Genomic DNA, 12,931 nt, shown 5'->3' with positions numbered 1-12,931 from the left:
ACCGGAAAGGCCGCACCCACCGTGTCCTCCGCCCCCCTCGCACCCAAGCGCTCCCGCGCCCGCGCCCGTCGTCTCACCGCCGGTGACCGGGTCTTCCTCGCGGTCGTCATCGGCATCCCGCTGGCCGCACTGCTCTTCTTCGTCTGGCTGCCCGCACTGGCCTCCCTGGGACTGTCGTTCACCACCTGGGACGGCATCGACCTGGCCGACATCCACTGGACCGGCCTCGACAACTACCAGCAGATCCTCGGCAATTACCCGCCCTTCTGGCCGGCCGTCCGGCACAACGTCATCTGGCTGCTGTTCACCGCGCTGCTGCCCACGCCGTTCGGTATCTTCCTCGCCTACCAACTCGACCGGAAGATCCGCTTCACCCGGATCTACCAGACCGCGATCTTCCTGCCGATGGTGCTGTCCCTGGCCGTCGTCGGCTTCATCTGGGAGATCATCTACAACCCGGACACCGGACTCCTCAACGGCATCCTGAACGCCGCCGGACCGGGCCACCACATCGACTGGCTCGGCAACCCGGACCTCAACCTGTGGGCCGTGCTCGTCGCCTCCGGCTGGCGGCACACCGGCTACATCATGATCCTCTACCTGGCCGGGCTGAAGGGCTTCGACCCGGCGCTCAAGGAGGCCGCCGCGCTCGACGGCGCCAACGGCCGGCAGACGTTCCTGCGCGTGGTCTTCCCGGCGCTGAAGCCCGTCAACGTGATCATCCTGGTCGTCACGGTCATGGAGTCCCTGCGGGCCTTCGACATCGTGTACGTCCTCGGCGGCGGTGTCGGCAGCAAACCCGGCATGGAACTGCTGTCCCTCCTCATCACCGACAACATCATCGGCGAGTCCAGCCACATCGGTTACGGCTCCGCCCTCGCGGTCGTCCTGCTCCTGGTCTCGCTCGCCGCCATCGGGACCTTCCTCGTCCAGACGTTCCGCAAGGAGGACCAGTGACCACGACCCTCACCCGGCCCGCCTCCGACGTGCGGGAACCCCGGACGCGGCCGGCACCCGGCAGGCCCAGGCGGCAGACGGGCCGCCATCTGATGCTCGGCGGCATCGCACTGCTCTGGCTCGTCCCGCTGCTGTGGGCCGTGTACACCTCGCTGCGCCCGTACTCCGACACGGCGAAGCACGGTTACCTCTCCTGGCCGCACAGCCTGGGACTCGGCAACTTCACGGACGCCTGGAACCAGTCCGGCATGCCGCACTTCTTCTGGAACTCCGTCCTCATCACCGTCCCGTCGGTCCTCGGCACCCTGCTCTTCTCGGCAGCCGTCGCCTTCTTCGTCTCCCGCTTCGACTTCCGCTGGAACATCGTCCTGCTGATGCTGTTCACGGCGGGCAACCTCCTCCCGGCGCAGGTCCTCATCACCCCCCTGTACCGCCTCTACCTCCTCATCCCGCTGCCGGAGTGGATGAGCGACTCGCTCCTGCTGTACAACTCCGCCTGGGGCATCATCGCGATCCACATCGCGTACCAGTCGGGGTTCTGCACCTTCGTCCTCAGCAACTACATGAAGACGATCCCCAAGGAGATCTCCGAGGCGGCACTCGTCGACGGCGCGCCCGTCTGGCGGCAGTTCTTCCAGATCATCCTGCCGCTGTGCCGCCCCGCGTTCGCGGCCCTCGCCACCCTCGAATCGATCTGGATCTACAACGACTTCTTCTGGCCGCTCGCGCTCGTCGAGACCGGCGACAAGCGGCCCATCACCTCGGCCCTGGCCAACCTCCAGGGCCAGTACTTCACCAACCCCAATCTGATCGCGGCCGGTGCGCTGATGACCGCGATCCCCACGCTGCTGGTGTACTTCGCGCTCCAGCGCCAGTTCATCAGCGGACTCACCATCGGCTCGGGCAAGGGCTGAGCCGCCACGACGCCGGAGTCCCACCGCGTCCCCCGCCCCCGCTGACACCGTCCCAGGAGGTCCGACCCATGCGGTCATCCTCGTACCCCGTCATGCCCGTCCTGAGAACCATGACCGTCCTCGCCCTCACCGCGGGCGTCGCCACGGCCGTCCCGGCCCAGGCGCACGCCGGGCCGGTCACGGCGCCGGCGCCCCCCGGCGCTGCGTCCACGGCCGACGCCCCCGCCCTGGCCGCCCAGCCGTACATGGGCTGGTCGAGCTGGAGCATGCAGTCGTCCAAGTACCCGGGCCTCAACCCCGACGGCGACTACAGCTACCTCACCGAGGCGAACGTCCTGAAGCAGACGGACGCCCTGGCCGCCAAGCTCAAGCCGTACGGCTACGAGTACGTCAACATCGACGCCGGCTGGTGGCGCGACCTGTCCTGGAAGCCCGAGTTCGACCAGTACGCCCGCCAGAAGGCCGACCCCGGCCGCTTCCCGCACGGCATGAAGTCCGTCGCCGACCACATCCACTCCAAGGGCCTCAAGGCCGGTATCTATCTGCCCGTCGGCCTGGAGAAGGAGGCCTACAACGACGGCAAGTCGCCCATCCACGACGCCGAGGGCTGCACCACCGGCGACATCGTCTACGGCGACCTGCGCACCACCAACGGCTGGGACAGCGCCTACAAGCTCGACTTCTCCGAGCCGTGCACCCAGAAGTACGTCGACTCCCAGGCCAGGCTGCTGGCCGACTGGGGCTACGACTTCCTCAAGCTGGACGGCGTCGGACCGGGATCCGGCAAGAGCGGCGACCAGTACGACAACGTTGCCGACGTCGCCGCCTGGCAGAAGGCCATCGCCTCCGCCGGCCGCCCCGTCCACCTCGAGGTGTCCTGGTCGCTCGACATCGGACACGCCGCCGACTGGAAGAAGTACTCCAACGGCTGGCGCGTCGACACCGACGTCGAGTGCTACTGCAACACGCTCGTCAGCTGGGAGAACTCCGTCGACGACCGGTGGGACGACACCCCCGGCTGGACGCGGCACGCCGGACCCGGCGGCTGGAACGACCTCGACTCCCTGGACGTCGGCAACGGCGCCATGGACGGCCTCACCAAGGCGGAACGGCAGAGCTACGCGACCCTGTGGGCCATCGCCAAGTCCCCGCTCTACACCGGCGACGACCTCACCCGCCTGGACGCCTACGGTGTCTCCCTGCTGACCAACCGTGAGGTCATCGCCGTCAACCAGGGCAGCACCCCGCCCGCCCGGCCGGTCACCCCCTCCGACGCGCAGCAGGTGTGGGCCGCGAAGAACGCCGACGGCAGCTACACGGTCGCCCTCTTCAACCTCGACGACGAGCCCGCCGCCGTCACCGCCCACTGGGCGTCGCTCGGCCTCACCGGCAAGGCCGCGGTCCGCGACCTGTGGAACCACGAGAACCTCGGCACCTACAAGGACAAGGTGACCGAGGCCCTGCCCGCCCACGGCTCGCGCCTGTTCACCGTCACCCCACGCGACGGCGCCCTCAAGGCCACGGCGTACGAGGCCGAGGCCACGGCCAACACCCTCGCCGGCAACGCCTCCGTGGCCGGCTGCTCCGCATGCTCCGGCGACCACAAGATCGGCAATCTCTACCTCGGCGGCAGCCTCCGCTTCAACGACGTGACCGTGGACAAGGCGGGCACCTACCTGATCAAGGTCGCCTACGTCAGCGGTGACGCACGCTCCGCCGACATCTCGGCGAACGGCAACAAGGCCACCTCGCACAAGTTCCCGTCCACGGGCGACTGGGGGAGCGTCGAGAGCGTGAGCGTGCCCGTCGCGCTCAAGGCGGGCAGCAACACGATCACCTTCGACAGCGGTTCGGGCTACGCGCCCGACATCGACCGGATCGACGTACCTCAGTCCTCCTGAACCCGCGGGGCCCCGGCACCTGACGGCCGGGGCCCCGCCCTGCCCCGGAGACACGTATGGATACCGCACCCGGAAGCCACCCCAGCAGACGCCGCCTGCTCTCCCTCGCCGCCGTGGCCGGAGCCGCCACCGCCCTCGGCACCCTGCCCGTCTTCACCGCCTCCGCCGCACCGCAGCGTCCCACCACGACACCCGGCCCGACCGCCGGCCCGCACCACGAGCTGTGGTGGCGGGCGCCCGCGGACGAGCACTCGATGATCCGGCAGGGCCTGCCCCTCGGCAACGGCCGACTGGGTGCCCTGGCGGGCAACGACCCGGGCCGGGAACTCCTCCTGATCACCGACGCCACCCTGTGGACCGGCGGACTCAACGGCACACTCGACTCCGACGGCCAGTTCCCCTACTCCCGCGACGACTTCGGATCCTTCACCCTCCTCGCCCGCCTCACCGTCGACATCCCCGACCACGACCTGTCCGCGGTGAACGACTACCGGCGCGCCCTCGACCTCACCCAGGGTCTCGTCACCACCACGTACCGGCGCTCGGGCACCACGTACCGGCGCAGCATGTTCGCCAGCCGCCCCGACGACGCGATCGTCCTGCACTTCGACCAGAGCGGCGGCGGCAGTTACAGCGGCACCGTCACCCTGGACGGCACACACGGCGAGAACGTGAAGGGCCTGTCCTTCGGCGGCACGCTGCCCGGCGGTCTGCGCCACGGAGCCGCGGTGAAGGCGTACGGCAGCGGCGGCAAGGTGACCGTCGACGGCCCCCGGATCACCTTCACCGACTGCAGGAGCCTCACCGTGGTGGTGAGCGGAGGCACGAACTACCGGCCCGACGCCGCCACCCACTACCGCGACCCGTCCCTCGACCCGGAGCGGCTCGCCCGCACCAAGGTGGGCGACGCCGCCGCGCACAGCGCCGCCACCCTGCTGCGCACCCATGTCGCCGACTACCGGGCCCTGTTCGCACAGCAGGACCTCTCGCTCGGCACGTCCTCCGCCGAGCAACGAGCCCTGGACACCTGGGAACGCCTCCAGGCCCGTGCCAGGGACGACGCCCCCGATCCCGAACTGGAGGCCGCCTACCTGCAGTTCGGCCGGTATCTGATGATCTCCGGCTCACGGGGCAGTCTGCCGCTGAACCTCCAGGGTCTGTGGCTGGACGGCAACGACCCCGACTGGATGGGCGACTACCACACCGACATCAACCTCCAGATGAACTACTGGATGGCCGACCGCGCCGGACTGTCGGACTGCTTCGACGCGCTCACCGACTACTGCCTCGCCCAGCTGCCCTCGTGGACGGACCTCACCCACCGCCTCTTCAATGACCCGCGCAACCGCTACCGCAACTCGACCGGACGGATCGCCGGCTGGACGGTCGCCATCTCCACAAACGTCCACGGAGGCATGGGCTGGTGGTGGCACCCGGCGGGCAACGCCTGGCTCTGCAACAGCCTGTGGGAGCACTACGAGTACACACGCTCCCGCGCCCACCTCGCGAAGATCTATCCGATGCTCAAGGGCGCCTGCGAGTTCTGGGAGGCGCGGCTGCTGACCACCACCCTGCCGGACACCGGCGAGGAGGTGCTCGTGGCCGACAGCGACTGGTCGCCCGAACACGGCCCGCTCGACGCCAAGGGCATCACCTACGCCCAGGAACTGGTGTGGGCTCTCTTCGGCAACTACCTTGCGGCGACGAAGGAGTTGGGGAAGGACAAGGCGTACGCCGAGACGATCGGCTCTCTGCGCGGGCGGCTGTACCTTCCCCGGGTGAGTGACAAGACCGGCTGGCTGGAGGAGTGGATGTCACCCGACAACCTCGGTGAGACCACACACCGACACCTGTCCCCCCTCGTGGGGCTCTTCCCCGGGGACCGTATTCGGCCGGACGACTCCACACCCAAGGCCGTCGTGGACGGCGCCACGGCTCTGCTCACCGCCCGCGGCACGGAGAGCTTCGGCTGGGCGAACGCCTGGCGTGCCCTGTGCTGGGCCCGCCTGAAGAACGCCGACAAGGCGTACCAGCTCGTCGTGAACAACCTCCGCCCCTCGACGAACGGCAGCAACGGAACGGCACCCAACCTCTTCGACATCTACGAGGTGGAGAAGGGCCGCGGCATCTTCCAGATCGACGCCAACTTCGGCACCCCCGCCGCGATGATCGAGATGCTCGTCCACTCACGCCCCGGGCACCTCGAACTCCTGCCGGCGCTGCCCGGCGCCTGGGCGACGTCGGGCTCGGTCACCGGAGTCGGCGTACGCGGCGGCTTCGTCGTCGACCTGAGCTGGCGCGACGGCACACCGACCGAGGTGCGGATCCACAGCGTCGGCGGCCGGACGACGACCGTGGCGCACGGCAGCACCTCACGGCAGGTCACCGTGGCGCCCGGCGCGTCCGTCACCCTCCGCGGGTTCGACCGATGACGGCGCGCCCGGGAGCACGCCGGACGGCCGTCACCGTCGCCACACTGCTCGTCACCGCCCTCGGCGGACCGGCGTGCGCGACCACCGTCCAGGGACACACCGTCCAGGGACACACCACCGAGGTGTCCGCGGCCCGGACGTCCTCCGCCCCGGCCCGGACGTCCTCGGCCCAGGCCCGCGCCGCACACGACGACGTCATCACCTGGGGCGCCAGCGCCGACCGCGTGGGTGGCGCGGTCGCCGACCACAGCTACCGGCTCGTCGTGCACACGAGCGCCGGCGGGGACCAGGCCCGGATCCGGCTCTCCAACGCGTTCGGCGACGGGCCCGTGACCTTCGACAGCGTGTACGCGGGCCGGCAGAGCGCCGGCGCGGAACTCGTGCACGGCAGCAACCGGCGCCTGACCTTCGGCGGCGCGGCCTCCGTCACCGTGCCCGCCGGAGCCACCGCGTACAGCGACCCGCTGCCCGGCCGGCTGCCCGCCGCGACCGACCTGGTCGTCAGCCTGCACACGGCCCGCGCCGAGGGCACCGCGACCGGGCACGGGATGGCCATGCAGACCTCGTACGCGGCCCCCGGCGACCACACGGCGGAGGAGGGCGCAGCCAACTGGACCGAGCGGATCGGCTCCTGGTTCTACCTCGACGCCGTCACCGTCCGGGCGGCCGCAGACACCTCCGCCGTCGTCACGCTCGGCGACTCCATCACCGACGGCTGGCAGTCCAGCGGCGACCTGAACCGCCGCTGGCCCGACTACCTCGCCCGTCGCCTCCAGCAGGCGGGCGGCCCCGTGCGGGGTGTGGCCAACGAGGGGATCTCCGGGAACAAGGTCCTCGCGGACGGTGCCGGACAGAGTGCGCTCAACCGGCTGCAACGCGACGTGCTGTCGCATCCGGGGGTCCGCACGGTCTTCCTCTTCGAGGGCGTCAACGACATCAAGGCCCATACCGGTGTCACCGCCCAGGACATGATCGACGGCTACCGGAAGATCGTGGAACGGGCGCACGCGGCGGGCAAGTGCGTCGTCGGGGCCACCATCGCGCCCTTCAAGGGCTGGTCCGAATGGGACGCGGCGGCGGAGGCCGTGCGTGTCGAGGTCAACGCGTTCATCCGGGACGGCGGCCTGTTCGACGCCGTCACCGACTTCGACCGGACGCTGCGCAGCCCCTACGACCACGAACGCGTCCTGCCGTTCTTCGACGGCGGCGATCACCTGCACCCCAATGACAAGGGGATGCAGGCGATGGCCGACGCGGTCGAGCTCGGGAGCCTGACCTCGTGCTGAGGCCGGCCCCCGGCACGAGGTCAGGGGTACGACACCACCGTGGACGGCACGGTGGAGGTGCCCGAGGTCGGTGACCCCGTGTCGTTGACGACGCGCTCGTACTGTCCGTTTCCGCCGAGCGAGACCACCAGGAGGTCGTGGAACTTCACTCCCGGCACGTTCGGTGCCGCGAACCCGTGGTGCTGCACGATCGTCGGATCGACGTTGTAGTAGCAGTAGCTGCCCAGGCCCCATCCCTCGTGCGTGGTCACGGAGTCGGCGACCTTGTAGGCCGCGTACCCCTTGACCGAGCCGTTCTGGATGGCGGCCTGGTTCGGCGCGTCGTACGCCTTCTCGTTCTGGAAGAAGATGGTGCGGCCCCGCTGGCCGTACCACTGGACGTCGTACTTGTTGAAGTGCTCGACGAAGAGGCCGGTGGCCAGCACGTCGTCGCCGTTGACGCGGATCCCGTAGTCGGCGCGGTTGGTCTCCCATCCGACGCCGGTGCCGTGGTCGGCGCGCCAGATCCAGGTGTGGTCGACGATGGTGTGACGGCTGTTGATGACCATGCTGGTCGTCGCCTTGCCTGCGCCGGCACCGCCGATGCGCACGAAGACGTCCTGCACGGTGGTCGGGTTGGCCGAGTGGTTCGCCGAGGCGCCGGCGGGCCCGACCTCCAGCAGGGTGGCCGAGTTGACCGGACCGGCGTCGATGAGGAACCCGGCGAGCCGCACACCGTCCACGTCGGCCGTCTTCATCGCGGTGACGCCGTTGTCGGGGATCAGGGTGGCGTAGCCGAGGCCCAGCACCACGGTGTTGGCGCGGTTGACCTCGATCGGCCGGTCGAGGTGGTAGATCCCCGGCGTGAGCAGCAGGTGCAGGCCCTGCGCGAGTGCCGCGTTCAGGGTGGCGGCCGTGACACCGGGCTTGGCCACGTAGAACTGGCTGAGCGGCAGCGACGAACCGCGTGGGGTGCCGCTGCCCCAGGTGGTGCCGCGCGCGTTGGTGCGCTTCTCCGGCAGGAAGACGCGGTACTCGCTGCCGTTGAGGTACAGGAACGGCTTCTCCCGGGACACCGGAGTGGTGTCGAGGGTGGTGTACGGCGGGTTGGGGAAGGACTGCGCGGGAGCACCCTGGACACCCGAGAAGACCATGTTCCAGACGGCGTTGACCCAGCCGCCCACCGAGCTGTCGCGGGTGTACCACTGCTGCTGCGAGTACGGACCCACCTGGCCGTCGATGCGGCTGTCGGCGATGTAGCCGCCGCTGGCCCAGCCGTATCCGTTCGGGGCGAGGTTGAGGCCGCCGCGCACATGCATGCGGCGGAAGGGGGCGGCCTGTGCGACCGCCCAGCGGTTGGTGCCGTTGACCGGGACCAGCGCGAGGTTCTCGGCCGAACGCCAGAAGTTCTGCGTGGCGTTGCCGTTGAACCAGCCGGCGTCGACCGTCACGTCGCCGTTGATCGTGGTGTCGTCCGGTGACAGGCCGAGACCGGCGATCGAGGTGTAGAAGCCGAGCTGGGCGTTGAGCCCGTTGTACGTGCCCGGCTTGAACAGCAGCGCGTAGCGGCCCGTGCCGAACTGCGCGGACTCCTGTTGACGGAAGACCTCGTCCAGCCTGCCCTGGATGTTCGGGGTCGAGGGGTCGAAGACGATGACGTTCGGGCCGAGATCGCCGCCGCCCGGAAGGGCCGACGGCTTCTTCGCGGGGGTGGCGGACGCCGGTGACGACAGAGCGAGCAGTGCCGGGGCCGCGGCGGTGGCGGCCATCGCTCCGAGAACGGCCCGTCGGGCCGGAGCGGACCGGCCGGAGTCGGGACCATTTGTGGGGATTCGGGGCATGGGGGCGACTCTCCTGGTTCAGGAAGTGAACGATGGAAGGTGCGGGGAGCGCTCTCTTGCCGATGCATGCTTCATCCGCGTGAACACAGCGTCAAGAGTTGTCGCAGGAGTCCCGAAGATTGATGCCTTTTCAACCGCCAACTGTGTTGTGTTTTACGGTAGTTCGCTGATCAATGCGCTCGACCGGATCTCCCGCGCGGACGGCGAATGTGTTCAAGAGGTGCTCACAAGAGGGCTGTTGGGCCGCCGGAGCGGCTTCCTGAGCGCATCCCCGGGCCGGAGAAGGGGCCTTGTGGAGAGCGCTCTATACCCCCGCGGGGCTGGGCAGTTAGGGTGCGGACATGAGCAGACAGGCACCCACGCTGGAGGACGTCGCGCGGGAGGCCGGCGTCTCGCGTGCCACCGTGTCCCGGGTCATCAACGGCGTCCGCAGCGTGGATCCCGCACTCCAGGACGTGGTCCGGCAGGCCATCGAGCGCACGGGATACGCACCCAACCGGGCCGCCCGGTCACTGGTCACCCGTCGGACCGAGACGGTCGCCCTCATCGTGTCCGGCGCGGGCGACGTGGTCGACGAGGAGGAGAACGCCTTCACGGCGCAGGTGTTCGCCGACCCGTTCTTCGGCCGCGTCGTCACCGGAGTGGTGGCACACCTGCGGCCCCGCTCGATGCACCCGCTGCTCATGTTCGCCGACTCCGCGCGCACCCGGCAGCAGGCTCTGAACGATCTCCGGCAGGGCAGCGCGGACGGTGCCCTGGTCGTCTCCACGCACGCCGACGACCCGCTGCCCGCACTGCTCGCCGACGCCGGGGTGCCCACGGTGCTCTTCGCCCGGCCGTCCCGGCCGGTGCCGCTCAGCTATGTCGACCTCGCCCACCGGGACGGCGCCCGCATGGCCGCCGAGCATCTGCTGGACCGGGGATGCCGGAAGATCGTCACGGTCACGGGACCGCTGGGTGTGTCGGCGAGCCAGGAGCGGCTCGCCGGATTCCGCGACACGATGGCGCGCCGGGGCCATCCCTACGTCCCCGTCGCGGAGGGCGGGTTCACGCTCGACAGCGGCATGGCCGCGATGTCCGGCCTGCTCGCCGAACACCCGGACGTGGACGGCGTGTTCGCGGCCAACGACCTGATGGCCCAGGGTGTGTGCCAGATACTCCGGGAGCGGGGCAGAAGCGTGCCGGACGATGTCGCGGTCGTCGGCTTCGACGACTCCGCCGCGGCGGTGGCCTGCCGTCCGCCGCTGACCACCGTGCGCCAGCCGGTCGAGGAGATGGCGTCGGTGATGGCGCGGCTCCTCACCGAGCACATCCAGGGCGTACGTACCGAACCGACCTCTGTGATCTTCGATCCGGAGCTCGTGGTGCGCGCGTCCGCCTAGGGGCTTCGTTCGGACCCGAGCCGATCCGAACGAAACCCCCCAGCGCCTGCCCGGGAGTTCCTCGCGTCGCCGGGCGGGCGCCGTCGGACGGGCCTCGGGGCACGCCGGTCCGCCCGCGCGAACCGTGTCCCCGTGCGGGACCCCGCCGACGGTGACGGACACTGGACCGTCAGCACGAGTGCGGGACCGGCGAGCGGGTGGGCCGGCGAGGGAGAGGCAGGCGCATGACCGACCGGATCACCGTGGGCGTGGACGGATCGCCCGAGAGCCGGGCCGCGCTGGCCTGGGCGGGCCGGGAGGCCGTCCGTCGCGGGCTGCCGCTGCGGCTGGTCCACGTCTGGCACTGGGCACCCCACGACGTGATCGGCGGCGGCGACCGTGACGACCATGCGCGGTGGGCACAGGACATGGTGCGGGAGGCGGCGACCTCCCTCACCGACCGGCACTCCGGTCTGGAGGTGACCGCGGAGGTCCTGGAGGGTGCCGCCGTCGAACTGCTGCTGGCCGAGGCGGCCGCGACGCGGGCCCTGGTCCTCGGATCACGCGGATACGGCACGATCGTCGGCTTCCTGCTCGGTTCCGTCGGGCAGCAGGTGATCGCCGAAGCCCCCTGCCCGGTCGTCCTGGTCCGCGCCGACGACCACGCCCCGGCCGAGGCGGCCGGCCGCGAGATCGTCGTGGGGCAGCAGGGCGGACGGGACGACAGCGCCACGGCGCTGGGGTTCGCCTTCGAGACCGCCGCCGCGCGCGGCGCCGCCGTGCGTGCCGTCAGGGCGTGGAGCCTGCCGCCCGTGTTCGCCTACAGCCCCGGCTCGCTGAAGATGCTGGACGAGGCCGGGGGCCTGGAGCCGTACGAGCGGGAGGCGCTCGCGGAGGCGCTCCAGCCGTGGCGGGAGCGGTTCCCCGGTGTGCCCGTCACCCAGCACGTCGAACTGGGCAGCGGTGGACAGGTGCTGCTGTCGCTGGCGGGGCGGGCCCAGCTGATGGTCGTCGGGCGGCGTGCCCACCGCTCGGCGGTCGGGTCGCGGATCGGTTCCGTGGCCCACGCGGTGATGCACCACGCGGACTGCCCGGTGGCGGTCGTGCCCCACGCCTGAGGGGTGCCGTGGGCGGGTCCAGGTGGCCGGGGTCGTCGTGTCGCTGGGGCGCCCGAGGCCTCCTTGGCGGTCGGCATCGCGCTGACCGGCGCACCTGTACCCACCTTCGGTTCATTCAAGTTCCGAACGTAGGGCGGAGTTTGAGAGCGCTCCCGGGAAATTTTGGCGTGAACTATTGACGGCGCCATGACGCTCGGGTTGACTCCCCGCCCAGCGCCCGTACCGGTTCCGGTACCCGTTCCGGTTCCTGCGCGTGAAGCCGCGATCCCCGTGTGCCGGGAGGCAGTTGTGGCCGTGACCATCGCCGATGTCGCCCGGGCGGCCGGTGCCGGCAAGGCGACCGTCTCCCGCTCCCGCGTGCTCAACACCCGCGGGGAGGTCGGCAAGGCAACGGCCGCACGGGTCCGCCAGGTGATCGACCGTATGGATCATGTACCCAGCTCCGGTGCCGTCGGGCTCGCCCGCGGCCGCAGCCGCACGGTGGGTGTGCCGGTGCCCTCGCCGACCTGGCCGCTGGTCCTCACCGGCCCGTCGCGGTTCGGCTGCGCACGCGACCGGCTCGCCGGGTTCCACGACACCTGCGCCGCCCACGGTGTCGGCCTCGACCTGGTCGTCGAGGACGACTTCGCCGAGGCGGACGGACGCGCGACCGCGCGCCGACTGCCGAACGAGAGGCGGGAGTTCGACGCCGTCCTCGCCCGCAACGACCTCGCGGCGCCCGGTGTCCTGGGCGCCCTGCGCGATGCCGGGCGCCGGATGCCGGACGACATCGCGGTCATCGGCTTCGACGACATCCCGGTTGCCCGGCACACCGAGCCCGCACTCGGCACGGTCCGCCGGTCCATGCGGGTGACGGGGGAGACGGCCGCCCGCATCCTCCCGGCCCACCACGAAGGCCAGGACCGGCCCCTCGCCCCGGTCGTACTGCGCACGACCATGATCGCGCGCCGGTCGGCACCGGCGCTGTAGGCACCTCCCGAGCACCTCTCCGACCGACGGGGGCCACGCCCCCAGCACCGCGGCTCGCCGGCACCGGCCCCTCCCGGCGCGGCGCGCCGTCCCAGCGACCCGCACGTGAGCACCCGCGCACCTTCGCGCGCACGAGTACGCCCCGCACGGACCGGCACCCCCAACCTCCCCCA

9 protein-coding genes are annotated in these 12,931 nt (G+C 70.7%); 8 read left to right on the top strand and 1 reads right to left on the bottom strand.

Annotated features, from left to right (window positions below; genetic code table 11):
* Positions 1 to 21 precede the first annotated feature (21 nt).
* From ACZ4IF_RS29650 to ACZ4IF_RS29630, 5 genes are all read left to right on the top strand, one after another.
* A complete protein-coding gene (locus ACZ4IF_RS29650; protein ID WP_467568205.1) occupies positions 22 to 957 on the top strand; it encodes a carbohydrate ABC transporter permease in 936 nt (311 codons plus the stop codon).
* Positions 954 to 1,871: a carbohydrate ABC transporter permease gene (locus ACZ4IF_RS29645; protein ID WP_467568203.1), complete on the top strand. Its 918-nt coding sequence runs from the start codon at positions 954 to 956 to the stop codon at positions 1,869 to 1,871. The genes ACZ4IF_RS29650 and ACZ4IF_RS29645 overlap by 4 nt, the downstream gene beginning before the upstream one ends.
* Positions 1,872 to 1,939: 68 nt before the next feature.
* Positions 1,940 to 3,772: an alpha-galactosidase D gene (locus ACZ4IF_RS29640; protein WP_467568201.1), complete on the top strand. Its 1,833-nt coding sequence runs from the start codon at positions 1,940 to 1,942 to the stop codon at positions 3,770 to 3,772.
* 56 nt (positions 3,773 to 3,828) lie between these two features.
* On the top strand, positions 3,829 to 6,204 hold the full coding sequence (locus tag ACZ4IF_RS29635; RefSeq protein ID WP_467568199.1) for a glycosyl hydrolase family 95 catalytic domain-containing protein: 2,376 nt from the start codon (positions 3,829 to 3,831) through the stop codon (positions 6,202 to 6,204).
* On the top strand, positions 6,201 to 7,490 hold the full coding sequence (locus ACZ4IF_RS29630) for an SGNH/GDSL hydrolase family protein (protein WP_467568197.1): 1,290 nt from the start codon (positions 6,201 to 6,203) through the stop codon (positions 7,488 to 7,490). The genes ACZ4IF_RS29635 and ACZ4IF_RS29630 overlap by 4 nt, the downstream gene beginning before the upstream one ends.
* A gap of 20 nt (positions 7,491 to 7,510) precedes the next feature.
* Here the strand turns inward: ACZ4IF_RS29630 and ACZ4IF_RS29625 are convergent, their stop codons facing one another.
* Positions 7,511 to 9,310, bottom strand: coding sequence for a coagulation factor 5/8 type domain-containing protein (locus tag ACZ4IF_RS29625; RefSeq protein ID WP_467568195.1), 1,800 nt, complete (start codon positions 9,308 to 9,310; stop codon positions 7,511 to 7,513).
* A 341-nt stretch (positions 9,311 to 9,651) separates the two neighbouring features.
* On the opposite strand from ACZ4IF_RS29625, the gene ACZ4IF_RS29620 reads away from it, so the two are divergent.
* From ACZ4IF_RS29620 to ACZ4IF_RS29610, 3 genes are all read left to right on the top strand, one after another.
* A complete protein-coding gene (locus ACZ4IF_RS29620; RefSeq protein WP_359490228.1) occupies positions 9,652 to 10,692 on the top strand; it encodes a LacI family DNA-binding transcriptional regulator in 1,041 nt (346 codons plus the stop codon).
* A gap of 224 nt (positions 10,693 to 10,916) precedes the next feature.
* Entirely contained in the window at positions 10,917 to 11,789 is an 873-nt protein-coding gene (locus ACZ4IF_RS29615) for a universal stress protein (RefSeq protein ID WP_467568193.1), read from the top strand.
* A gap of 288 nt (positions 11,790 to 12,077) precedes the next feature.
* Complete coding sequence (locus ACZ4IF_RS29610) at positions 12,078 to 12,758, top strand: LacI family DNA-binding transcriptional regulator (RefSeq protein ID WP_467568191.1); 681 nt, start codon at positions 12,078 to 12,080, stop codon at positions 12,756 to 12,758.
* Positions 12,759 to 12,931: the final 173 nt, after the last annotated feature.

The sequence above is a fragment of the Streptomyces sp. NPDC025784 genome (assembly GCF_055558435.1).
Note: the sequence above shows the minus strand (reverse complement) of the source record. Positions and strands in the feature narration are given on the sequence as shown.

Bases quoted from the DNA above. Each gene is read 5' to 3' on its own strand.
- ACZ4IF_RS29620 (WP_359490228.1), top strand. From the start codon at position 9,652: ATGAGCAGACAGGCACCCACGCTGGAGGACGTCGCGCGGGAGGCCGGC.
- ACZ4IF_RS29625 (WP_467568195.1), bottom strand. From the start codon at position 9,310: ATGCCCCGAATCCCCACAAATGGTCCCGACTCCGGCCGGTCCGCTCCG.
- ACZ4IF_RS29630 (WP_467568197.1), top strand. From the start codon at position 6,201: ATGACGGCGCGCCCGGGAGCACGCCGGACGGCCGTCACCGTCGCCACA.
- ACZ4IF_RS29640 (WP_467568201.1), top strand. From the start codon at position 1,940: ATGCGGTCATCCTCGTACCCCGTCATGCCCGTCCTGAGAACCATGACC.
- ACZ4IF_RS29615 (WP_467568193.1), top strand. From the start codon at position 10,917: ATGACCGACCGGATCACCGTGGGCGTGGACGGATCGCCCGAGAGCCGG.
- ACZ4IF_RS29635 (WP_467568199.1), top strand. From the start codon at position 3,829: ATGGATACCGCACCCGGAAGCCACCCCAGCAGACGCCGCCTGCTCTCC.